Source organism: Bacillus sp. FSL R5-0709 (assembly GCF_038004785.1).
GTDB classification, from domain to species: Bacteria; Bacillota; Bacilli; order Bacillales; family Bacillaceae_G; genus Bacillus_A; species Bacillus_A mycoides.
The window spans coordinates 4,089,276-4,113,022 of the sequence record NZ_JBBORT010000001.1; the positions used below are offsets into that span (position 1 = coordinate 4,089,276).

General features: G+C 36.1%; 26 protein-coding genes and 1 tRNA gene. 6 read left to right on the forward strand and 21 right to left on the reverse strand.

Going from position 1 to position 23,747, the window contains the following annotated elements; all coding sequences use genetic code 11:
• Nucleotides 1-16 precede the first annotated feature (16 nt).
• The 3 genes from MKX37_RS20920 to MKX37_RS20930 form a co-directional block, all read right to left on the reverse strand.
• Complete coding sequence (locus MKX37_RS20920) at nt 17-1,294, reverse strand: MFS transporter (protein WP_002015154.1); 1,278 nt, start codon at nt 1,292-1,294, stop codon at nt 17-19.
• A gap of 122 nt (nt 1,295-1,416) precedes the next feature.
• Nucleotides 1,417-2,028, reverse strand: coding sequence for a superoxide dismutase [Mn] (gene sodA, locus MKX37_RS20925; RefSeq protein ID WP_001052029.1), 612 nt, complete (start codon nt 2,026-2,028; stop codon nt 1,417-1,419).
• Between the two features lie 220 nt (nt 2,029-2,248).
• A tRNA-Ile gene (locus MKX37_RS20930) sits at nt 2,249-2,322 on the reverse strand.
• Nucleotides 2,323-2,561: 239 nt separating this feature from the next.
• On the opposite strand from MKX37_RS20930, the gene yqgB reads away from it, so the two are divergent.
• The 3 genes from yqgB (at nt 2,562) to ispG (ending at nt 5,035) form a co-directional block, all read left to right on the forward strand.
• The gene (gene yqgB / locus MKX37_RS20935; RefSeq protein WP_078422002.1) at nt 2,562-3,329 is read left to right on the forward strand and encodes a protein YqgB; all 768 of its coding nucleotides are present in this window, start codon (nt 2,562-2,564) and stop codon (nt 3,327-3,329) included.
• Nucleotides 3,330-3,394: 65 nt separating this feature from the next.
• Nucleotides 3,395-3,760 (forward strand): hypothetical protein, encoded by a 366-nt coding sequence (locus MKX37_RS20940; protein WP_002129120.1) that lies wholly within the window; start codon nt 3,395-3,397, stop codon nt 3,758-3,760.
• 165 nt (nt 3,761-3,925) lie between these two features.
• Nucleotides 3,926-5,035 (forward strand): flavodoxin-dependent (E)-4-hydroxy-3-methylbut-2-enyl-diphosphate synthase, encoded by a 1,110-nt coding sequence (gene ispG / locus MKX37_RS20945; RefSeq protein WP_129146754.1) that lies wholly within the window; start codon nt 3,926-3,928, stop codon nt 5,033-5,035.
• A gap of 84 nt (nt 5,036-5,119) precedes the next feature.
• Here the strand turns inward: ispG and MKX37_RS20950 are convergent, their stop codons facing one another.
• From MKX37_RS20950 to MKX37_RS20965, 4 genes are all read right to left on the reverse strand, one after another.
• Nucleotides 5,120-5,533, reverse strand: coding sequence for a Fur family transcriptional regulator (locus MKX37_RS20950; protein WP_002015164.1), 414 nt, complete (start codon nt 5,531-5,533; stop codon nt 5,120-5,122).
• A gap of 13 nt (nt 5,534-5,546) precedes the next feature.
• On the reverse strand, nt 5,547-6,380 hold the full coding sequence (locus MKX37_RS20955; RefSeq protein ID WP_002015165.1) for a metal ABC transporter permease: 834 nt from the start codon (nt 6,378-6,380) through the stop codon (nt 5,547-5,549).
• Nucleotides 6,380-7,150 carry a metal ABC transporter ATP-binding protein gene (locus MKX37_RS20960; RefSeq protein WP_002015167.1) on the reverse strand — a complete coding sequence of 257 codons (771 nt, stop codon included), beginning with the start codon at nt 7,148-7,150 and terminating at the stop codon, nt 6,380-6,382. The genes MKX37_RS20955 and MKX37_RS20960 overlap by 1 nt, the downstream gene beginning before the upstream one ends.
• Before the next feature lie 180 nt (nt 7,151-7,330).
• Nucleotides 7,331-8,209: a YitT family protein gene (locus tag MKX37_RS20965; RefSeq protein WP_002015168.1), complete on the reverse strand. Its 879-nt coding sequence runs from the start codon at nt 8,207-8,209 to the stop codon at nt 7,331-7,333.
• Nucleotides 8,210-8,360: 151 nt separating this feature from the next.
• Between MKX37_RS20965 and MKX37_RS20970 the strand changes: the two genes are divergently transcribed.
• Nucleotides 8,361-8,615 (forward strand): DUF2624 domain-containing protein, encoded by a 255-nt coding sequence (locus MKX37_RS20970; RefSeq protein WP_002088657.1) that lies wholly within the window; start codon nt 8,361-8,363, stop codon nt 8,613-8,615.
• Between the two features lie 19 nt (nt 8,616-8,634).
• On the opposite strand, the gene MKX37_RS20975 is transcribed toward MKX37_RS20970, so the two are convergent.
• Both MKX37_RS20975 and MKX37_RS20980 read right to left on the reverse strand, forming a co-directional pair.
• Nucleotides 8,635-9,531 carry a deoxyribonuclease IV gene (locus MKX37_RS20975; protein ID WP_002129124.1) on the reverse strand — a complete coding sequence of 299 codons (897 nt, stop codon included), beginning with the start codon at nt 9,529-9,531 and terminating at the stop codon, nt 8,635-8,637.
• A gap of 250 nt (nt 9,532-9,781) precedes the next feature.
• Entirely contained in the window at nt 9,782-11,092 is a 1,311-nt protein-coding gene (locus MKX37_RS20980) for a DEAD/DEAH box helicase (protein ID WP_002015172.1), read from the reverse strand.
• Nucleotides 11,093-11,271: 179 nt separating this feature from the next.
• Here MKX37_RS20980 and vrrA point away from each other — a divergent pair, with 179 nt between their 5' ends.
• Complete coding sequence (gene vrrA / locus MKX37_RS20985; RefSeq protein ID WP_002184950.1) at nt 11,272-11,997, forward strand: VrrA/YqfQ family protein; 726 nt, start codon at nt 11,272-11,274, stop codon at nt 11,995-11,997.
• An 89-nt stretch (nt 11,998-12,086) separates the two neighbouring features.
• Nucleotides 12,087-13,037 carry a 4-hydroxy-3-methylbut-2-enyl diphosphate reductase gene (locus tag MKX37_RS20990; RefSeq protein ID WP_002067184.1) on the forward strand — a complete coding sequence of 317 codons (951 nt, stop codon included), beginning with the start codon at nt 12,087-12,089 and terminating at the stop codon, nt 13,035-13,037.
• Nucleotides 13,038-13,077: 40 nt separating this feature from the next.
• On the opposite strand, the gene MKX37_RS20995 is transcribed toward MKX37_RS20990, so the two are convergent.
• The 12 genes from MKX37_RS20995 to MKX37_RS21050 all read right to left on the reverse strand — a co-directional run bounded on the left by MKX37_RS20995 (nt 13,078) and on the right by MKX37_RS21050 (nt 23,668).
• Nucleotides 13,078-14,199, reverse strand: a complete 1,122-nt coding sequence (locus MKX37_RS20995; protein WP_002129128.1) for a Nif3-like dinuclear metal center hexameric protein — start codon at nt 14,197-14,199, stop codon at nt 13,078-13,080.
• On the reverse strand, nt 14,196-14,903 hold the full coding sequence (locus tag MKX37_RS21000; RefSeq protein ID WP_002129129.1) for a tRNA (adenine(22)-N(1))-methyltransferase: 708 nt from the start codon (nt 14,901-14,903) through the stop codon (nt 14,196-14,198). The genes MKX37_RS20995 and MKX37_RS21000 overlap by 4 nt, the downstream gene beginning before the upstream one ends.
• Nucleotides 14,904-15,069: 166 nt before the next feature.
• Nucleotides 15,070-15,426 carry a cytochrome c550 gene (gene cccA / locus MKX37_RS21005; protein WP_002129130.1) on the reverse strand — a complete coding sequence of 119 codons (357 nt, stop codon included), beginning with the start codon at nt 15,424-15,426 and terminating at the stop codon, nt 15,070-15,072.
• Nucleotides 15,427-15,811: 385 nt separating this feature from the next.
• Complete coding sequence (gene rpoD / locus MKX37_RS21010) at nt 15,812-16,939, reverse strand: RNA polymerase sigma factor RpoD (protein ID WP_000764062.1); 1,128 nt, start codon at nt 16,937-16,939, stop codon at nt 15,812-15,814.
• Nucleotides 16,940-16,998: 59 nt separating this feature from the next.
• A complete protein-coding gene (gene dnaG / locus MKX37_RS21015; RefSeq protein WP_002129132.1) occupies nt 16,999-18,801 on the reverse strand; it encodes a DNA primase in 1,803 nt (600 codons plus the stop codon).
• A gap of 81 nt (nt 18,802-18,882) precedes the next feature.
• Entirely contained in the window at nt 18,883-19,026 is a 144-nt protein-coding gene (locus MKX37_RS21020) for a hypothetical protein (RefSeq protein ID WP_162836445.1), read from the reverse strand.
• A gap of 664 nt (nt 19,027-19,690) precedes the next feature.
• A complete protein-coding gene (locus MKX37_RS21025; RefSeq protein ID WP_002015180.1) occupies nt 19,691-20,503 on the reverse strand; it encodes a pyruvate, water dikinase regulatory protein in 813 nt (270 codons plus the stop codon).
• Nucleotides 20,504-20,532: 29 nt separating this feature from the next.
• Nucleotides 20,533-21,165: a helix-turn-helix transcriptional regulator gene (locus MKX37_RS21030; protein WP_002015181.1), complete on the reverse strand. Its 633-nt coding sequence runs from the start codon at nt 21,163-21,165 to the stop codon at nt 20,533-20,535.
• A gap of 106 nt (nt 21,166-21,271) precedes the next feature.
• Nucleotides 21,272-22,018, reverse strand: coding sequence for a DNA repair protein RecO (gene recO, locus MKX37_RS21035; protein ID WP_002129136.1), 747 nt, complete (start codon nt 22,016-22,018; stop codon nt 21,272-21,274).
• Between the two features lie 33 nt (nt 22,019-22,051).
• Entirely contained in the window at nt 22,052-22,195 is a 144-nt protein-coding gene (locus tag MKX37_RS21040) for a YqzL family protein (protein WP_000883924.1), read from the reverse strand.
• A 176-nt stretch (nt 22,196-22,371) separates the two neighbouring features.
• Nucleotides 22,372-23,277 carry a GTPase Era gene (era, locus tag MKX37_RS21045; protein ID WP_002088672.1) on the reverse strand — a complete coding sequence of 302 codons (906 nt, stop codon included), beginning with the start codon at nt 23,275-23,277 and terminating at the stop codon, nt 22,372-22,374.
• Nucleotides 23,270-23,668 carry a cytidine deaminase gene (locus tag MKX37_RS21050; protein ID WP_002015184.1) on the reverse strand — a complete coding sequence of 133 codons (399 nt, stop codon included), beginning with the start codon at nt 23,666-23,668 and terminating at the stop codon, nt 23,270-23,272. Before MKX37_RS21050 ends, era begins: the two co-directional genes overlap by 8 nt.
• Nucleotides 23,669-23,747: the final 79 nt, after the last annotated feature.

Genomic DNA, 23,747 nt, shown 5'->3' on the forward strand with positions numbered 1-23,747 from the left:
TAAAACACGCGATAAGTTAACCTTCTGGTTCAGTTTGATTCTGTGTGCTCCCTTGCGCTACAACACTGGTTTTGTTCACATTCCCCTCATCATATTTGACATTTTTAACTGCAAAATAAATAAGGAAATGTCCAGCTCCTAAAATACATAGTAAGAAAGGTAAACTTTTTTCAGGCGGAAAAAATATGACAGCACATAAAAAACTTAAAATGGAACAAATTCTTCCAGCATTTAACCATAATTCCCTGACCACTATATATTCTACACGCCATTCTCTCGCCTGTTTTGCTCTACCAATTACATCGTATGTCATGGAGCCGTACGGAACGAGTAAAATAGGATATGCAACCGCAATACATGCTGCATAAATAAGTAATTTCGTATATGTAACATTAAAAATAACTAAAAATACAACCGCGTATAAAATAATACCGCCAAGTAAAATTGCTTTTTTTCGCCATTCTTTCTTTAACATACGAGCAACTAAATAATAGCATACAAATGATACTGCAGAATTCACTAAACTATATTTCCCTAGTGCTAACTCGCTACCAGATGCTAAATAGACATATACCGAAATAACGAAAATAAACGTTCCCTCTCTCAAACCTTGGAAGAAATGAGCGCGCGTAATTCTTCCCCAGTTTTCATCAACTTGCCGCTCTTTCAATACTTGCACAATTTCATAGCGTCCTTCACATTCCCTCTTCGATAAAAAAAAGCTTAGAACGACTGCAACCGCAAATAGCATTAACGAGAGGAAGAAAACGACAGTATAACCACTCCATTTTTCCATACGTGAAATTGTATATCCTGCTGCTATCGGTCCAATCATTCCAGAGAACGATGTAAGAAGTCCTAGAAAACCGTTAAAAAAATCTCTTGTTTCTGGTTCTGTAATCTCAAATGTTAACAAGTTAAAAGCGAGCCAATAAAAACCATAACCAACTCCTAAAAGGGCTCCCATTAATAAAATATAGTGAGATGCACTTTTTCCCGCTACTAAAACGACGATAAAAAAAACAGCTAACGTGCCTACACCGATTCTCAATAAAATCGAGCGATCAATACGTTTCGCTAATTTCCCGCCCACAAGAAATGTTAGAGGCTGCAATACAACGCTGGCCAAATTATACAAGCCCAGATTCACATAATTTTGTGTTTGCTTCCATAAATAAATGTTTACAAACGTATTCGATAAAGAAATTGCGAGCGTGTATAAACCTCCTATAACGAGCAATAATACTAAATCCCGATTCACTTCAACATCACCGATTACATGTTTCCACTTCATACACAACTCTCCTTTACTTCATGTTCTAGTCTTCCAAAAACAAGCTCAATTATGTAAAAGGAGAACATAGAAAAAAGCTAGGAGAAAACCCCCTAGCTTTTTTCTAGCTGTATTAACTTTAATTATTTTGCTTCTTGGTAAAGTTTTTCAGCAACGTTCCAATCTACAACGTTCCAGAATGCACCGATGTAGTCAGGACGACGGTTTTGGTAATTTAAGTAGTAAGCATGCTCCCAAACATCTAAACCGATAACTGGAGTTTTACCTTCAGTTAGAGGAGAATCTTGGTTTGGAGTGCTTGTTACTTCTAACTCACCATTGTTTACTACTAACCAAGCCCAACCAGAACCGAAGCGAGTTGCGCCAGCTTTTGCGAATTCTGCTTTGAATGCATCGAAGCTACCGAATTTCGCTTCAATCGCAGTTGCAAGTTCGCCTACTGGTTGTCCCCCGCCGTTTGGAGATAGGATTGTCCAGAAGAATGTATGGTTAGCATGTCCGCCACCATTGTTACGTACTGCTGTACGGATTGCTTCAGGTACTTCGTTTAAGTTTGCAACTAATTCTTCAACGCTTTTGTCAGCTAATTCTGCATGACCTTCTAAAGCAGCGTTTAAGTTTGTAATATACGTGTTGTGATGTTTTGTATGATGGATGTTCATTGTTTCTTTATCAAAGTGAGGTTCTAAAGCATCATACGCATAAGGTAAATTTGGTAATTCGTGTTTTGCCATTGTTATATTCCTCCCGGTTTATGTATTGTCACTTAAGTGACATACAACTTCATTCTACCCTAATTGCCATAGGGTGCAAACAAATAAATCGCTTTGTCTTGCTATCATTAAAGTAGCAAAATTCCCACTTCTTTTCAATTAAAATGCTCATATATTCCGAAAAAAAGCTTCCTTCTACAAGGAAGCTTCCTGCTGACATAATAAACATATGAAATGGATATGGACCCTGTAGGACTCGAACCTACGACCGGACGGTTATGAGCCGTCTGCTCTAACCAACTGAGCTAAGGGTCCACGATTATGTATGTACCATTAAAAATAACTAAATTCCAATCGGATATATCGTTTGAAAAATGTAAGATAAATTTACCATATACGAAAGAAAAGTGTCAATTGTATTTTTCTCTACTAAAAGAAGTAAATTAATAAGAAGGAATTTAGTCCTCTCTACTATATGTAAATATAATATATCTTGAGCTTCTCTAGATTCGTACGTTACAATGATTTTATACATACATAAAGGAAGTGAATCTATGTCCATTTTTAAACAGCTAGCAAAAAGCGTATATTCGCCTAAAGATATGGCGCTTTTCCGTTTTCAAAAAATCGGTAAAACCATTTTGTATATTATGCTTCTTTGCCTAATCACTACTATTCCAAGAACTTTCTTGTACGGTAGCGTTATTCAAGATGGTGTTAACATGGTAAATAAAGTAATCGAAAAAGATTTACCTGATTTTAAAATTGAAAATGGCGAGCTAACAGCTGATATTGATCAACCTATCGAAAAAGAAGATGGAAATGCCCTTTTCGTATTTGATCCAAATTCAACAGACTTAGAAAAATATCAAAATAAAACAGGTTTATTTGTTTTAAAAGATAAAGTAGTCTCCATGGGGAATGGTCAAACACAAACATACTCCTATAATGACTTATTAGGCGCATCTCTTGAGAAAAAAGATTTACAAGATTTCATTTCGTTATTTGACAGTATTTATCCAATCTTATTATTCGTTATTGGGTTCTTACTGTACTTGTTCCAATTATTTATTACCTTTGTAGGAGTTACATTGCTTGCCTTCATCGGTTCTGCGATGAGCGGCCAACGCAAATTATCTTATAAACAAGTTTGGACATTAACTGCTTACAGCTACACAATTCCAACAATCTTCTTTATGATTATGGATTTATTCAAAATAAACGTACCTGGCGCAACATTCATTTACATTGCAGTTGTTTTAATCGTTCTATACTTAACAATTAAAGAAGTTCCAAAGCCGAAAGAAAAACAAGAACTATAAAAAAATGCCTAAATAGGCATTTTTTTTTTGGACAAGCATATATTCCTAGCAAAGGAGTGAAGGATATGAAGAGATTAGGTGTACTCTTATTCGTGCTTGTCCTCGGTTATATATTTTATTACGACATAAAAATCGGTACTTTACCGATGTTAAGTTCATACAAAAAAACATCTGCTGCCCAAACGATAAAAAAAGAAAATACAGATACAAAACAAAATAAAGAGAAAGAAACAGAAAAAGAAACGGATACAGCTTATAAAGCAATCGAAGTAAAAACTGGCGATACAGTTCTTTCTATTACAGAAGCGATTAATAAGAAAAAAATTCCTTCTATTGAAAAAGTAATTGATGATTTTAAGCAATTAAATAAAAATACATCTGCTACAAAAATCCAAGTTGGAAAGTCTTATAAATTCCCCTTATATCAATAAGCAATCACTTAATCCTTGTCAATTACATAAAGGCGCTGATACAATAGTAAAAGTGAAACCGAGTACTTTGGTTTCTATAGCCCTTTCTCACACATACTATCATTGATGTAAGGGACTAAAATAAGAAACTTCTTTTATAAGGAGAGCGATCAATTCGTGAATGAAATGACTCAACGCACAAAAACACGTCCAGTTAAAGTCGGTAATTTAACAATTGGCGGTAACAATGAATTAATTATACAAAGTATGACGACAACAAAAACGCATGATGTTGAGGCTACAGTTGCTGAAATTAAACGTTTAGAAGAAGCTGGCTGTCAAGTTGTTCGTGTTGCTGTTCCAGACGAACGCGCAGCAAATGCTATTGCTGATATTAAAAAACAAATCAACATTCCACTTGTTGCTGATATTCATTTTGATTACCGCCTTGCTTTAAAAGCAATCGAAGGCGGCATTGATAAAGTACGTATCAATCCAGGTAACATTGGACGTCGCCATAAAGTAGAAGCTGTTGTAAATGCAGCGAAAGAGCGTGGCATTCCAATCCGTATCGGTGTAAATGCCGGCTCATTAGAACGTCATATTTTAGAAAAGTATGGATATCCAACTGCTGATGGTATGGTCGAGAGCGCACTGCACCATATTAAAATTTTAGAGGACTTAGATTTCCACGATATTATCGTATCAATGAAAGCCTCTGATGTTAACTTAGCAATTGAAGCATACGAAAAAGCTGCTCGCGCCTTTGATTATCCATTACATTTAGGTATTACAGAATCAGGAACATTGTTTGCTGGGACTGTAAAAAGCGCCGCCGGTCTTGGAGCAATTTTAAGTAAAGGCATCGGAAATACACTTCGTATCTCTTTAAGCGCTGATCCAGTTGAAGAAGTAAAAGTTGCACGTGAACTATTAAAATCATTCGGTCTTGCATCTAATGCCGCAACACTTATTTCTTGTCCAACTTGTGGTCGTATTGAAATCGACCTAATTAGCATTGCTAATGAAGTCGAAGAATACATCTCCACACTTAAAGTTCCAATTAAGGTTGCAGTACTCGGCTGTGCCGTAAACGGTCCTGGTGAAGCTCGTGAAGCTGACATCGGTATTGCCGGTGCACGCGGAGAAGGTTTATTATTCCGTAAAGGGCAAGTCGTTCGTAAAGTACCAGAAGAAACAATGGTAGAAGAACTGAAAAAAGAAATTGATGTAATCGCTGCTGAAATGGCTGCCGAACGAGAAAAAGAAAAACAAAAAGAAAAACAAGAACAATAAAAAGAAGGTTGCCACAATTTTTGTGAGCAACCTTTTTTTACATTCAAATTAAAAACTCGTCAGTTATATAACTGACGAGCCCTCTCATTTTGCACATTTTGGGCAACGACCATATATTTCAAACTTATGCCCCGTTACCTCATAACCTTTAAAATCTTTATTCATAAAATCCATCGGGCAGGAATTAATCTCTTTTGTACCACCACAATCTAAACAAATGAAATGATGATGATGTTCCATAATGGAGCATGTAAAACGGAAATGCTTTTCACCATTTAATTCCGTTTGCTCTAAAACACCGACTTCAGCAAAAACCGTTAAGTTACGATAAATCGTATCAAAACTAAGTCCTGGATAATCACCCTTCATATGCTCTAAAACATCTTTCGCAGTTAAATAACGATTATGAGCTGCGAATAATCTCAGCATTTCTTCTCTTTTCCCTGTATGTTTGTATCCCTTTTCCTTCATTAGGCGTAAAGCTTCTGTTAGATTCATACCTATCCCTACTTTATGCAGTTTTTTTCTTTTTCCATAAAATTGCACCAATTAAAATAAGAACCGCTATCATAACAATTGTACCACCTGGAGCTAAATCAAGTTGATACGAAGCAAACATTCCACCAATTACTGCAATTTCACCAAATAAAATGGAAAAGAAAATTGTTTGTTTAAATCCTTTTGCAATACGAATACTTGCTGCAACTGGTAACGTCATTAAAGATGATACGAGAAGAACACCTACAACACGCATTGATACCGCAATTACAAGAGCAACTAATATAATGAAGATAAAGTGAATCCACTTTGCACTTAAACCGGTTGATACAGCGTATTCCTCATCAAATGATAGTAAAAACAACTCTTTGTATAATAAAACAATCGTCGCAATAACAACAATTGCTACTATACCAATAATAATTAAATCCGCACTTGTTACAGCACTTACACTACCAAATAAATAACTAAATAAATCCGTATTGAATCCATTAGCAAGTGAGATGAAGATAACTCCAATCCCCATCCCTGCTGAAAGTATAATCGGGATTGCTAACTCTTGATAATGTTTATATACAGTACGTAATTTTTCAATTAGCAATGCTCCACCGATTGAAAAAAACATCCCCATATATAAAGGGTTTAAAAACCCACCGGTAAAGATTGTCTTTTCAAGTAATAAACTCGCTGCAATTCCTGATAACGTCACATGACTTAATGCATCCGCAATAAGCGACATGCGGCGAATTACAACGAACACGCCGATAAGTGGTGCGACAAGCCCTATTAAAATACCAGCGTATAAGGAATTACGTAAAAAATCATATTGTAAAAAATCCTGTATCATTATATCCTCCCGTGATGCCCATGTTCATGTTCTAAGCGATGAACATGATGTCCATATAAAATCGACATTTCTGCATCTTCTAACTCTCGGAATTTCTCTACATTCCCATGGAAATGTAAATGCTGATTCAAACATGCAACATGCGTCACCTTCTCTGTTACAGCACCCATATCGTGCGTAACAAGAATTAACGTAATTCCCAATCTTTTGTTTAAATCCTCTAGTATCTCATAAAAACTTGCCACATTTTTCACATCAATCCCAACAGTAGGCTCGTCCAAAATAAGCAATTCCGGATCACTTACAAGTGCACGAGCAATAAATACACGCTGTTGTTGTCCACCAGAAAGTTCTCCAATGTTGCGACCTCGAAACTCGCTCATACCTACATCAGCAATCGCTTTTTCTACTTTCGCATTATCGTCTTTCGTAAAAAAGCGAAAAAGCCCTTTTTTCGAAACGAGCCCCATTGAAACAACCTCGAAAACAGTTGCCGGGAAACCTGAGTTAAAGCTACTTGCCTTTTGGGATACATAACCAACTTTATTCCACTCTTTAAATTTCTTACTATCAATGCCAAACAATCTAATACTTCCTTGCTTTGGTTTTAAAACACCCAATAAGCATTTAAGTAAAGTCGATTTCCCTGAACCATTCGGTCCAACTAAACCTAAAAAAGCTCCCTTCGGAACTTGCAAATTAATATCTTCTAACACGTTGCGATCTTCATACCGAAACGTTAATCCTTCTATTTCCAATATATTATTCATAGCATCTCACCTATTTTAATTCAGAATGATTCCGATTTATCTCTATTTGAATTATAGTACAGCTTATTATAGTTGTAAACCAATCTGCCTAAAATATATTCTTTATTTCAAGAAACCTTATTATTATAACAAAAAGCAGAGAATAATTCTCTGCTTTCAAAAGATATTACAATTAACTTTTTAGTGAATTGCTGATTTAAACTTACCACCATTTGTCTCTTGTGTATTCATAATCGTAACAAATGCGTTTTCATCAATTTCATGCACAATTGATTTTAACTTCGTCACTTCCAGACGTGTTACAACTGCATAAATAACTTCTTTTTCTTTATCTGTATAGCCACCTTTAGCAACAAGTTTTGTTGTTCCACGACCAAGGCGGTGTAAAATCGCATTTGATACTTCCTCATATTGATCCGATACTATTAAAACTGCTTTCGTTTCGTCTAATCCTTGAATTACCGTATCAATTGTTTTGAATGCGATATAGTACGTCATAACAGAATACATCGCTTGTTCAACACCAAAAACAAATGCTGCCCATGCAAAAATGAATAAGTTCACAAACATTACGAATTCACCAACAGAAAACGGTAATTTCTTCGTTAATAGAATTCCCATAATCTCGGTCCCGTCTAACGATCCACCATGACGAATAACAAGTCCTACACCAATCCCTAAAATAAGACCGCCGAAAACTGTTGCTAAAATCGGCTCTGTTGTAAATGGCGGGATAGCATGCAACGTTGATTCAATAAATGCTAAAGCTACAATTCCAAATGCTGAAGATAACATGAATGTTTTTCCAATTTGCTTATACCCGGAGTACATAAAAGGAATGTTGAGGATAACAACTAAAGTAGAAAAGCTTAACCACCAAATATTAGGAGTAAGATAATCTAATATAAGAGAAATACCAATAATTCCACCATCAATAATTTTATTTGGCATTAAAAACAGTTCAATCGCTACCGCCGCACACGCTGCCCCAAAGACAATCATAACTAAACGATATACAAGATGAATAACACTTTCTTTTCGATGTTGCTTTTTTTCCATAAGTCCTCCTTATACTCTTTATCTATAGTTTTGTTCTTATATTATAACATAAGCTTCTTTTCCCCATTGAAAAAATGCACCTTGATACGAATATGTACAAGCTATACTTACATATATTTCGATAGAAGAACGTGTGAAGGAGGACAACACGATGAACCTCATTAAACAAATTGTGAACAAAAAATTAAATCATATTTCTACAAAAGAACTATTGAAATATAGTAAAGAATACGAAGTTCCAATCACAACTGCACAAGCTGATAAAATCGTTTTACTTATGAAAGGGAAAAACATTAACATTTACGATAATACCGAGCGACTAGATTTGTTAAAACAAATCGCTAAAGTAACTACTCCTGCCACTGCCCAACAAGTAAATATTTTATTTCAGCAGCTATTAAAATAAGGAGGGGAAAATCCCCTCCTTATTGCTCTTTAATTTTTTCAAGAATTCCTTCATCAAAAGTACCATTTTTCAGCATTTCGATTTCTAATTTATATGGTGGCTTCTTATCTTTTTTATCTTCACCTACATACGGCGTTTCAAGAATTTTTGGTACGTGCGTAAGTTGTGGGTGATGCACAATTTGATGCAATGCCTTATAGCCAATATGACCAAAACCAATATTTTCATGACGGTCTTTTCCAGCTCCGCGTACATTTTTGCTATCGTTAATATGAAGTACTTGTAAACGATTTATCCCAACAATTTTATCAAATTCGTTTAACACACCGTCAAAATCATTTACAAGGTCATAACCTGCATCATGCGTATGACACGTATCAAAACATACAGATAGTTTTTCATTATATTTCACACCATCAATAATTTTCGCAATTTCTTCAAAGCTACGACCGCATTCCGTTCCCTTTCCTGCCATCGTTTCTAACGCAATGTTAACCGTCTGCTCTGGCGTTAATACTTCATTAAGCCCTTTAATAATTTGTTGAATACCAGCATCTGCTCCTGCACCAACGTGCGCACCTGGGTGAAGAACGATTTGTTTCGCTACACCTAATGCCGATGTTCTTTCAATTTCCATGCGAAGGAAGTCTACACCTAATTGGAATGTTTCTGGCTTCGTCGTATTCCCAAGATTAATAATGTATGGCGCATGTACGATAATTTCTTCAATACCGTTTAGTTCCATATGTTTTCTTCCTGCTTCTATGTTCAATTCTTCAATTGGTTTTCTTCGTGTATTTTGCGGTGCACCTGTATAAATCATAAACGTCGTTGCACCGTATGAAACAGCCTCTTCACTTGCTGCTAATAACATTTTCTTACCACTCATAGAAACATGAGATCCAATCTTTAACATACAATCACCTCTTCAATATACAATAGATATAATGATAGCATAATTTGTAGAAATATGTAGCGAATTGTTTGTTCACACAAAAGACACTACATAAATTAAACGGACTATTCAAATAATCTGAACTCTATACTTAAATTAACCCAATAAAGCGAAACTTTAGTCAACGTTTTTTCTACCCCTCACTAATTATTAGTCTACATTAATCGACTTTCTCTCAAGCAGTGAGATAAAAAAAAATAAGGGAAATCCCTTATCTTTTTTTATTGCTATATTTTTTCTTCACTTTGTCACGTTCTGTTGCAAGTTTTCGTTTATAGTTTGGTTTTACTTTTTTCGGCTTCTTAACAACTTTTGTTGCCATAACATCTAGTCCATCACTTGGTTTTTTACGGCTCTTACGACGACGACGGTCACCTAAATCCGCCCATTCATCTCCGCGTAAATCTACATGTTTAAACTCGATATGACGTTGTTTTTCCAAACTATCTAACGCTTCTTCATTTGCTGGATCATAAATCGTCACTGCAATACCTGAATGACCCGCACGTGCAGTTCTTCCAACACGGTGAACGAAGAAATCTAAATCTGGTGGAAGTTCATAGTTAATAACATGGCTAATTCCTTCAATATCAATACCGCGTGCCGCCAAATCTGTTGCGACAATGTATTGGAACTCTAAATCACGAACTTGTTTCATCATTTTTCTACGATCACGTGGTGATAAATCACCGTGTATACGCCCTACTTTTAATCCACGTTCTGCTAATCCATCGGCTACTTCGTCAGCCTTCTTCTTTGTGTTTGTAAAGACAATTGCTAAATATGGTTTAAATTGAAGTAGCATATTTTTCACTAATTCAGTTTTATTACGGTGTCTTGAAGGCACAAGGTAATGATCAATATTTCCTGCTGCAACTTGCTTCGGATTAATATGAATATGTTCTGGATTCTCCATATATTTCTTCAAAAATGGTTTTAATTTTTGAGGAATTGTTGCAGAGAAAACTAACATTTGCAGATTTTTAGGCATACGTGCCGCAATTTTATCTACATCTTGAATGAATCCCATATCAAGCATTAAGTCCGCTTCATCGACAATAATAGTATCCGCTTTATAAACAAATAGCGCCTTTTCTTCTACTAAATCTTTAATACGTCCTGGCGTTCCAACTACAATATGAGGTTGTTTTTTCAACTTTTCAATTGATCGTTGTTTATCAGTTCCACCAATTAAACAGCGTGCTGTAATCATTTGATCTTCTGCACAGAACTTTGTTAGTTTCACAATTTCTTCGTAAATTTGTTGTGCTAACTCACGAGTAGGCGCTGTAATAACAAGTTGTACCTCTTCACGACTTGCATCAATTCTGTTTAATGTAGGAAGTAAGTATGCATGTGTTTTCCCAGAACCAGTTTGGGATTGTCCAATTATACTCACACCTTTTTTCACGACCGGGAAAATTTTCTTTTGAATTCCTGTTGGCTCTGTAAAGCGTAGTTCACGAACTGCATCTATTAAAAATGGTTTAAAATCATACTGTGTAAAAGTTTGTAGTGTCATAAGTTACACCTTCTTTCTAAAATTTCTACTGCGCACAAATCAGTCAAGTCTACATTATATCGAAATCTACAAGTAAAATCCATCTTTAGTTTAGGTTTTTATCTCAAAAACTAACCTTCTTTCCTTCCATTGCATATTGTATGTGTATATACCTAACTGAAGAAAGGAGGATTTCCCACATGTTTCCGAAATCCCCTATAAGACAAATGTATCCGAATCGAGGACAACAATCTTACACACCATATCCGATTCCACAACTACCACCGATGGCTCAAAAAAAGAAAGGTTTCCTTGCTAAACTCTTTAAAAAACACGATCCAACCGAACCTTTCATGCAAATGGTCCCTCCTTATCGACAAATGGAAGGGCCACCGATGATGCACCAACAACCGCCGCCCCAATATCAACAGCAACAGCCATACCAACAACAATATACACAACAATATACACAACAATATCAGCCATACATGCAGCAATATCCAGAGCAGATGATACCACCTCAAATGTATGAATCAAATGATACACGTGGTGCTGCGTCAGCTACAACTGCAGCGGCATCTAGCAGCGGCATCGGTAGTTTTTTTTCAAATTTAATTTCGAACCCAACTAATATGATAAATAATATCGAAAAAGTATCTCAAGTCGTGCAATCTGTCGGTCCTGTTGTCGAACAGTACGGTCCCATTATGCGTAGTCTACCAAGCATTGTTAAAATCCTCACCTCTGGAAAAAGTACGGAAGAAAATCAAACTGAAGATGCAACAGAACAGGTTGAGGTAGCAACTCCACCTCCTCCACCTCCAAAAAGGAAACGAAAAAAAATAGTGCTTGAACCGGTAATAGAAAAAGAGGTTCCGAAAGAACCCGTTCAACAATCAGCAACAAAACCAAAACTATATGTGTAACAATCCTTTGTTTTCTATCCACTCCTCCTTTATAATGTAATGGACTATGCACAAAAGTATCCCTTGTTTAGAAGGAGAGGATTACTCACATGAAGATTGTTAAAATTTCCCCTCGTGGTTATTGCTACGGTGTTGTTGACGCAATGGTTATTGCACGTAACGCCGCATTAGATAAATCATTACCGAGACCCATTTATATTTTAGGTATGATTGTTCACAATAAGCATGTCACAGATGCTTTCGAAGAGGATGGCATCATTACATTAGACGGTCCAAGTCGATTAGAAATTTTAGATAAAATCGATTCTGGTACTGTTATTTTCACTGCACACGGTGTTTCTCCAGAAGTTAAACAACGTGCAAAAGAAAAAGGTTTAACGACAATTGATGCAACTTGTCCAGATGTTACAAAAACACATGACCTTATCGAAGCAAAGAAAGCTGAAGGATACCATGTCATTTATATCGGCAAAAAAAATCATCCAGAACCAGAAGGCGCAGTTGGTATCGCACCTGATATCGTTCATCTTATCGAAAAAGCTGATGATTTAAAAACACTAGAAATTCCAACGGATAAAATTTTAGTTACGAATCAAACAACAATGAGTCAATGGGATGTTCAACATTTAATGGAGGACATTCAGAAAAAATTCCCAACAGCAGAATTCCACAAGGAAATTTGTTTAGCAACTCAAGTTCGCCAAGAAGCTGTCGCTAAACAAGCTGATGTTGCAGATTTAACAATTGTTGTCGGTGATCCGAAAAGTAACAACTCAAACCGTTTAGCACAAGTATCACAAGAAATCGCTGGTACGACAGCATACCGCGTTGCAGACGTAAGTGAAATCCAATTAGAATGGCTACAAGGTGTAGAAAACGTAGCTGTTACAGCAGGTGCTTCTACTCCAACGCCAATTACAAAAGAAGTTATTGCTTTCTTAGATCAATATGACCCAATGAATCCAGCTACATGGGAAAGAATTCGAAAAGTACCACTTCAAAAGATACTACCTCGTGTAAAAGTGAAAAAAGAACAATAATAAAAACCGTTGCCTACATGAGCAACGGTTTTTATTTTTCTTATACAAATGTGAATGGATCTGTATGTAACTGCGAAGCGTGAATGTGTACATTGAATTTCTTCACATCTACTTTTTCTTGCAATTGTTTTTGTACACCTTGCTTCATTACTTTTTCAACGTTATGTCCTGGATCGACTATATTTAAACCAATCATCATCGCATCGTGAGCAACATGATAATACATATCACCTGTTACATATACATCTGCTCCTTTAAATTTCGCTTGGTTTATATATTTATTACCGTCACCACCAAGTACAGCTACTTTACGCACCTTATCATCTAACTTTCCAACAACTCTTGCACCCTTTACATGTAATGATTGTTTCACATGTAAAGCAAACTGCTCAAGCGTCATTTCTTCTTGTAAATACCCTATTTTACCAAGACCTAATGTTTCACCTTTATTATCAAGCGGATATACATCATATGCCACTTCTTCATATGGATGGGCTGCCAACATCGCTTTAATAACCTTTCTTTGTAATGAAGCTGGAATAATCGTTTCGACACGTATCTCTTCCACACGTTCTAACTGCCCAGTTTCTCCGATATAAGGATTTGTACCTTCTTGAGGGATAAACGTACCTACCCCTTCGCTACCGAACGTACAGTGGCTATAATTACCGATATGACCTGCATCCGCATCTCCAAGAGCTTTGCGCACTTCTTCTGCATGGGTTACTGGAACAAATACAACAATTTTTTTCATTTCTTCTGCATATGTAGGAGCTAATACTTCTGTATTTTGTAACCCTAACGCATCAGCAAGTAAATCATTTACCCCGCCCTTAGCAATATCTACATTTGTATGTGCGGCATAAACCGCAATATCATTTTTAATACACGTTTCAATAATTCTTCCGTACGCCTTATCTGTATGAATCGCTTTTAATGGATTAAAGATTAAAGGATGGTGCGCTATAATGATATTCGCTCCTAATTGGATCGCCTCGTCCACAACTTCCTCAGTTACATCTAACGCGATTAATACGTGCTGGACAGGTTTATTAAGCGCTCCAATCTGTAAGCCAATCTTATCCCCTTCCATCGCTAAATGCTTCGGATACATACCTTCAAACAAAGAAATAATTTCATGACCATTCGGAATTTTACTCATGATAAAACCTCTCCTATCATTTTCATTTTCGCTTCTACTTCTGCACGCTTCGCTTTTGTCTCTTCAGACTCTGCTGCACGTTCTAACTGTTTTAAAATATTTTGGAAGTTTTTCAATTCCCCTTCCCACTTTTCAACAAAAGCTTCACTTTTTTCTTTTATTAAAAATGGACCCATAAACAATTCAGCTTGTTTATTTTCAGAGTAAGGTACTGCTGTATCTCCTCGCTCTCCGACTAAAATCTCGTAAATCTTTCCGTCTTCTATTACAATTTTCTCACGGATAAGCTCCCATCCATTTTCAATAAACCATTCACGGATATGGTGTGCTGCAATATTCGGCTGTAAGATTAAACGTGTTACACCTTCTAATTTTTCTTTACCACTTTCTAAAATGTCACGAATTAACGCTCCACCCATACCAGCAATCGTAATAACATCTACTTCTCCTGGCACTATAACAGCTAATCCATTCCCTTTACGAACGTCTACTTTATCTTGTAAGCCACTTTCAGCTACAGTTGCTTGTGCAGAGCGAAATGGTCCATCTACAACCTCTCCTGCAACTGCTTTTGTAGCAATATTATTTATAATTGTATAACACGGTAAATACGCATGATCCGATCCAATATCAGCTACTGTAGAGCCTACCGGAATCTCCCTCACAACTTCTTCTAATCGTTTCGAAAGCTTTACTTCATTCATGTATTTCCATTACTCCTTCTCTTCTCAGTCTGTCTCCATGATAATGAATTTATAGTAGTTGTTGCAAGTCCATAACAATACTTCAATTCTCTATTACTAATCGTATTTTAGATAGTATAGAAAAACAAGCCTTTTGCAAAAAGCAAAAGGCTTGTTTTTCTATACTTTATTTTTTCTTCGATAACCAATCAGCTACTTTTGCCGCTTGATCAGCTGGAACTATATTTGGCGGCATATTTCCTTTTCCTTTTGAAATAACTTCTTTAATTTCATCTTTTGAAAGTTTCCCACCAATTTTTTGTAAATTAGGGCCTACCGCTCCTTGTAACTGATCACCATGACAGCTCGTACAGCTTTGCTTTACAATATCCTCTGGCTTTGATGCTGTTTGTGCTGGTTTCCCACCATTTTTTGCATCAGCTAACTCTTTAGATTTATTTAGCCCCTGAAATGAAAATACAAACATAACGATAATACCTAATGCTGCAATAAGAGCGAACGGAATCAACGGATTACGTTTCATATCTCTTCTCCCCCCTCTATACCGCTAAATAGTTAGATGATTCAGTCATTTATATTGTACTTGAAAACGCCCTATCAGAAAAGAGCAAACTACTACTTGTTAAAAATATTCCGTAAATTCATTTTATTGATTTTCACTATTATATCGCATATTATTTCGATAATTACTAACGTTTCTCATCATATTTTTTACTTTTCTACATATTATTTTGTATATAATAAACAAAATAAATCGAAAAATCGAAAAATGAGCATTTGCAAATCAAAAGACAATTCTGTAAAATAAATTACAAGAAATTGTAATCGTTGCCGATAGCTAAATTTTAACAAAAATTAACAAAACAAAAAAGTTTACTTCACAAAAGTGAAGTAAACTTAAAGGTAGCCTATTCTAAGAAATCCTTAAGACGCTTACTACGGCTTGGATGTCTTAATTTGCGAAGTGCTTTCGCTTCAATTTGACGAATACGTTCTCTCGTTACGCCGAATACTTTCCCAACTTCTTCAAGCGTACGAGTTCGTCCATCATCTAAACCAAAACGAAGACGCAGAACATTTTCTTCACGATCTGTTAGTGTATCTAACACATCTTCTAATTGTTCTTTTAGCAATTCATACGCTGCATGGTCCGCAGGCGATGTTGCTTCTTGGTCTTCGATAAAGTCACCTAAATGGGAGTCGTCTTCTTCACCAATTGGTGTTTCAAGAGAAACTGGCTCCTGTGCAATCTTTAAGATTTCGCGTACTTTTTCTGGAGCAAGATCCATTTCTTCACCAATCTCTTCAGGAGATGGTTCGCGTCCTAGATCTTGTAATAATTGACGTTGTACACGGATTAACTTATTAATTGTTTCAACCATATGAACTGGAATACGAATTGTTCGCGCTTGGTCTGCAATCGCACGTGTAATAGCTTGGCGAATCCACCAAGTTGCATACGTACTAAATTTAAAACCTTTACGGTAGTCGAACTTTTCAACTGCCTTAATTAGACCCATATTTCCTTCTTGGATTAAGTCTAAGAAAAGCATACCACGGCCCACGTAGCGCTTTGCAATACTTACTACAAGACGTAAGTTTGCTTCTGCAAGACGGCGTTTTGCTTCTTCATCGCCTTCTTCAATACGTGTCGCAAGTCGAATTTCTTCTTCAGCAGATAGTAAGTCTACACGACCAATTTCTTTTAAGTACATACGAACAGGGTCATTGATTTTCACACCTGGCGGCACACTTAAATCATTAAGGTCAAATTCTTCTTCCGTTTTTGTAATTTGACGATTATTAGGACCTTCGTCGTTGTCATTGTCACCAACTAAGTCAATCCCTTGTTCACCTAAATATTCATAGTATTCATCCATTTGATCGGATTCAATTTCAAATCCATTCATGCGTTCTGCAATCTCTTCATATGTAAGAACGCCACGTTTTTTTCCGAGCTCAGTGAGTTGTTCTTTCACTTGCTCAAGGGTCATTTCAGTTTCAATTTGTTTAGAACGAGCTGGTTTATCAGCCATCTGTTCCCCTCCTTACGCGAGATACAAACATTCATTATACTAAAACTTTATCGAAAAAGCTATTTTCTTGCTTTTTGACTTTGTAAATATGCCACATAATATTTAGCAGCCTCTACAGGATTTGTTTTTTCCATTTGTTTTACTTTAAAGATAATTTCCATCTTTTCAAGTTTTTCTTTATGGCGTCTTAGCGCCTCCAAATGACCTTGTAACGCTTCTTCTGTGTACTCTGGATTAATAAATTCATCCGTCGAAATATCAGTAATAATATTTTTCAACTTTTCATCAGAGAGCCAACTTAAAAATGTTCCGACTGAAGGTTCATTTCCCTTTTCATAATATGCGTATAGTTCATATAAAATCCCTTTATGTTCTTCTGTATAAAAATCTTCTATATGAGGTTCCATACGCACTGTCACTTCTGCACTTTGCAACATATGGTAAATAATTTCTCTTTCTGCCCTTTCAAAACCTGTTAATTTCGGTTTCGTTTGAACAATTTGAGATGGCTTAGAAACCTGCTTTATTTGTTTTTGCTGTACCTTTTGTTCTTTGCGATATTGGTGCAATTGATTCAAAAGTGTTTCCATTGAATACGAAAATTCTTGCGATAATGATTTTAAATATGATTCCGCCTGCATCGCATCCTGTAGCAATGATAACTCTTTTAAAACACTTTTTACATATTCTTCTTTGCCAGACTCATCTTGCAAATTTTTCCCTAAACGCAAATAATTTATTTTGAAACCAACAAAACTTATACTTGATTTCACAAGATTTTCAAAAGCGGTTGTCCCATATTGTTGCACATATTCATCAGGGTCAAGCTTATCTGGCAAGGATGTAACTTTCACTTGGCAACCAACTTGCAATAGTAATTGCCCTGCTTTCATCGTCGCTTCTCGCCCTGCTTTATCACCATCATAGCAAAGAACAACAGTTTCAACGTTACGTCGCAGAAGTTTCGCTTGTTCTTCAGTTAAAGCTGTTCCCATTGTCGCAACAGCTTCTTCCACACCACTTTTCACCGCGGCTAGTACATCGGCATAACCTTCAAAAAGGACAACCTGCCCACGTTTTCTAATAAACGGCCTTGCTTGGTGGAAATTATACAACAGCTTACTTTTGTAAAAAATCGGTGTTTCAGGACTATTCAAATATTTCGGAGTGTCATCGCCTAATGCCCTTCCACTAAACGCTATCACCTTACCTTGTAAAGTATAAATCGGAAACATAACTCTTCCGCGGAAGCGGTCATAATGACTGCCATCCTTCTCACTTCTTACAAGAAGGCCAGCCTGTTCCATACTAGATAGCGACAAACCTCTTTTTTGTAAAATTTTCGTTGCTGCATCCCAAGCTTGTGATGCATAACCAATTTCAAATTTCTCAATCATCTCTTTTGTAATACCACGTTTTAATAAATATGAAAGTGCTTCATTTCCTTCTTCTGTATTTACTAATAAATGATGATAATACTTTTTCAAAAGTTCATGAGCCTGTTGCATGATGACAGTGTCATCAGATATGTCTTCTTGTTGTTGTTGTCCTTGCCCTGATTTATATTCTGCAACTGCAATTCCATTTCTTTCGCCAAGCTTTTGAACAGCCTCTGTGAAAGCAAGTCCTTCCATTTTCATAAGAAAAGAAAATACATTTCCACCTTCTCCACATCCGAAACAATGAAAAATTTGCTTATCAGATGAAACAGAGAATGAAGGAGAATTCTCACCATGAAATGGACAAAGGCCGAAATAGTTACGCCCCTGCTTTCTAAGTTGAACATACTCACCAATCACTTCTACAATATCGGATGATGTCCGAATCTGTTCAACAACTTCTTCAGGAATTCTGTTCCCCATAACTCCATCTCCGTGTCGTATTTTGTATTCGATATAAATTAAAAGATTCCTTTATAATTCGACAATATTTTTCTAAATTTGTTAGAAAGTACTGTCGATCACATTGTGTAAACGATTTTGGACCTTTCGTATAAGTCCCCAGTCTGCGTAAATTCGCAGATACATACTACTATATAAAATTGTATACATTTGCTCATCTGTTACAAATGTATCTCCTGGAGACAATACATATACTCCTTTTTCACAAGAAGACTAGCAAGAAGCACTATAGCCTGTATGATCATGAGATCTGTAGCTTTTGCATGTTAATAAATATAACAGTCAACTTCATCTTGCTCAGAATCTACATAGACCCAATTACCTTGCTGTTTTCTTGAACGATGAGCATAGGATACGACAAACAAAATTTCGACATAAAATTTTGTTCCAACTTGCACAATTGCATTCTTCACGGGATACGCATCTGCATCAAATAATATCTTATCTGATGTTTTGCATATTTCTGTATTCTACATCCCTTCTGTGAATCCTTCCATAATGTGCGTTTTCTTGTCTAGATTTTGTCGATTTAACGTAAATACATGTCTTTTTCGAAAATCCTATCCCTAGTTTATTCTGAAAAATTAAAGTCTAAACGTAAAATATAGGTTTTTATCACAATTTTTTATTATAATATATTTTCTTCAACTACGCTACATATCCCTTTAATTTTCATCTTACACTTAAAGATAACGAAATCGTTCCTTTAGCATAATTAAAAAACAGAAGAATATAAGTATAACCATTCCGCTATATTCTATTACTAAGCCAAAAGTTCATGCTCTACTTCGCATCTTCCTCTAACGCCTTCTCACGAGCGAAAAAAGCACATTCACCTTTGGTAAATGTGCTAAAACATTTTTTGGTTTTGCACTGCATTCACAATAATATTTGCTGTTTCTTCAATTGCCTTATTTGATACATCAATCACTTGACAATTTATTTTACTAATTACTTCCTCAAAATGATCAATTTCTTCTTGAATACGATTAATATTTGCATATGTTGCTCCATCACTTAATCCAAGTGATTTCAATCGTTCTTTTCGAATATGATTTAACTTATCTGGTATAATTTTCAAACCGAAACATTTCTCTTTTGCCACTTGATATAATTCCTCAGGCGGATCCACTTCCGGTACAAGTGGTACATTAGCAACTTTCAAACGTTTGTTATGCGCTAAATATTGTGAAAGTGGTGTTTTTGATGTACGTGAAATTCCAATCAACACGATATCAGCTTTTAAAATACCACGTGCATCCCTACCATCATCATACTTAACTGCAAATTCAATCGCTTCAATTTTTTTAAAGTACTCTTCATCTAATCTTCGAACGACACCTGGCTCATACCTTGGTACTTGCCCTGTAATTTCTTCAATTTGATCGATAAGAGGTCCGATAATATCGTATGCCTCTACTCCTTCTTTTGCCGCTTCTGTCAATAAATATTGACGCATATCAGGCTTTACTAACGTAAAACAAATAAGCGCTTGATTGCTCTTGGCAATCGAGATTACTTCTTTTAATGTCCCTGTATCTTCTACATACGGTACACGCCTAATATCAGGAGCGAATGGGAACTGTCCCATTGCCGCTCTAACAACCAAATCAGCCGTTTCTCCTACAGAGTCAGATACGACATATACGATTTTATTATCCATTACATTACCTCACTTTAAACAAATTACACTTATTCGTTATTTACTAAATTTACAAACGCACGTGTAATATTTGTTTTTGTAATTCGTCCAATCACTTCTAAACCTTGTTTCGTATCCTTCACAACCGGCATCGCATCAATCTGTCTTTCTATTAATTCCATCGCAATATCATATAAAGAATCCTCCCTGCGACACATCGCAATGTTTGGCATCCTTGTCATGATAATATTAACCGGAAGAGAGGTTAAATCCTGCTTTCCTAAGCTAGCTCGTAATAAATCTTTACGAGATACAACGCCAACTAATAAAGTAGCTTGATCTACAACAAATAATGTACCAACGTCCTCTAGAAACATAGTACAGATTGCATCGTATACTGATACATTTTTATCAATTACAGCCGGTCTAGATTGATAATCTTGCACTTTAATTTTCTTAACAGCTTCAGATAATAGCTGTCCCCCGGTTTTACCCGTATAAAAATAACCTACACGTGGACGCGCTTCTAAATAACCAGCCATCGTTAAAATTGCTAAGTCTGGTCTTAGCGTTGCACGTGTTAAACCCAATTGCCCAGCAATTGACTCCCCTGTAATAGGACCGTGATCTTTTACAATCTGAATGATATGCTCTTGCCGTTTATTCAGCTCTATGATAATCACCACCTTTAATGCACAACGAAAAAAGTTATACTATCTCTTAAATATTATATACTAAATATGCTATTCGAAAAAGAAAGTATGTAAAAAGGACCGTATACGGCCCTTTTTATATTTGAAACTTATCAAGTTGTTCCAAGAAACGCCTTGTTTTCAAATAAATCCCACAATATTCGTCATAATATGTATTCAATACTGTGCGCATTTGTTTTTTTGTACTATCCTTCACCGATACATTACCGAGCCGGTGTAAATCAAAGTGAAAAAAGAGACGTAATAATTTATGAACAGCCTCTCCCACCGGAATACGATACGGATCTTGCTCCGCATGACGCGAGCACAGAAAACCGCCTTCCCGGACAGAGAAGGCGACAAAATCTGTTTCTTGATGACAAATAGCACATGTATCAAAGTACGGGCGCATCCCTAATACCGGAAGCATTTTCGTTTGATAAATTAATGATAATACTTCTGGATCAACACCCTCACACATATAATGCAACGTTTGATATAACATTTCAAATAAATACGGATTATGCTTCTTATCTTCTGTTGCTTTATCGGTTAATTCAATAATAAATGATGCATAAGCAGTTAAAAATATATCCTCGCGAATTTCTTTCATAGATGAAATAATCTCGCCTTGTTGCAAAGTTCCAAGTCCAGATCCCATTTGAATAAGAAAATGACCATGTGTCATAAGTTGCGAAATAGCTGCTAACCGACTCTTCGGCTTTTTCGCCCCTCTTGCCATTGCACTTACCTTACCAAATTCCCGCGAGTATATTGTAACAATCTTATTTGTTTCTCCGTAATCTGTCGTACGGATAACAATGCCCTCAACTTTTTGAAACATGTTCGTCACCATCCAAGGTTTGAACAAAACGGGTCAAGAAATTGGAGAGTCTAGATGCGCTAACTCCTCTTCATGTTGATCCATCTCATCGTTTACGTCTTTTTCCATTTCTTTCAAAAGCAAATACGTTTCAATGCTTCCTGTTTTGGAGAAAAACTTCCAGGTAAAATCTAGCATAAGAATCCACCTTTCTCAATAAGCGTAGCCTATAAACCAATTTCTTTTGTTGTTATTAAGTTGACCCATTTTGTTCATTTTCATGTGAGAAAAATTTTTCCTAATTTATCAAGGTTCATAAAAACCAATAATCAGCGGATGAACAAAACATCCACTGATCACAACTTTACTTCATATTAATACTCGTCTTCACGGAAACCAAGGTCACGAAGCTGTGACATCTTATTACGCCAATCTTTTTGCACTTTCACCCATACTTCTAAAAATACTTTAGAACCAAGAAGTGCTTCAATGTCAAAACGAGCTCTCTTACCGACTTCTTTTAACATCTTCCCTTGCTTACCTATAATAATTCCTTTTTGTGATGCACGTTCAACAACAATCGTTGCGTTTATATAAACCGCTCCGCCCTCACGCTTTTGAATTGCATCAATAACAACCGCTACAGAATGCGGTACTTCTTCACGTGTTAAATGTAATACTTTTTCACGAATAAGCTCTGAAATAATAAATCGCTCTGGATGATCCGTTACTTGATTATCCGGGTAATATTGCGGTCCTTCTGGTAAATACTTTTTAATTGCTCCGATTAACGCTTCAACGTTATTACCGTCCAATGCAGAAATTGGCACAATCTCCGCGAACTCATATAATTTACGATATTGATCAATCAACTCCAGCAATTGCTCTGGATGAAGTTGGTCAATTTTATTAATTACCAAAAATACCGGTTGTTTCGTTTCTTGTAATTTCTCAATAATAAATTCCTCACCACGACCATATCCTTCAGTTGCATTGACCATAAACAAAACAATATCAACTTCTTTTAATGTCGTTTGAGCCATCTTCACCATGAAATCGCCTAGTTTATGTTTAGGTTTATGTATTCCTGGTGTATCAATGAAAACTACTTGTGAATCATTTTCTGTATATACACCTTGAATTTTATTACGAGTTGTTTGTGGCTTATCGCTCATAATGGCAATTTTTTGGCCAATAATACGATTTAAAAATGTAGATTTCCCAACATTCGGTCTGCCAATAATAGAGACAAAACCTGATTTATAACCTTTTCTATTCATGTAAATCCTCCGCTAAAAATGCTCCTGGTAACAATTCTCCGACTGTTGTCTCTTGAACATCACCATGTAAGTTTGATAGGTATACTTTCGTATCCTGTTTACATAATTCTATCATAACTTGTCGACATGCTCCACAAGGAGGTACTGGACGCTTTGTATCCGCTACGACTGCAATAGCTACAAACTCGTTATCCCCTTCAGAAATTGCCTTAAATAAAGCTGTTCGTTCTGCACAGTTACATAAACCATATGATGCATTTTCAACATTACATCCACGATATATTTTTCCATCCTGAGTTAGTAAAGCTGCACCTACTTGAAATTTAGAATATGGTACGTACGCTCGTTTACGCGCTTCGGTTGCTTCTTGAATTAATTGTTTGCTATTCATATTCCCGCATCCTTTCCGTTCATAGATGTGAATAGATACACTCTTTCATTAAAGGCCTTCACGGCGCTCCCAAAGCTTA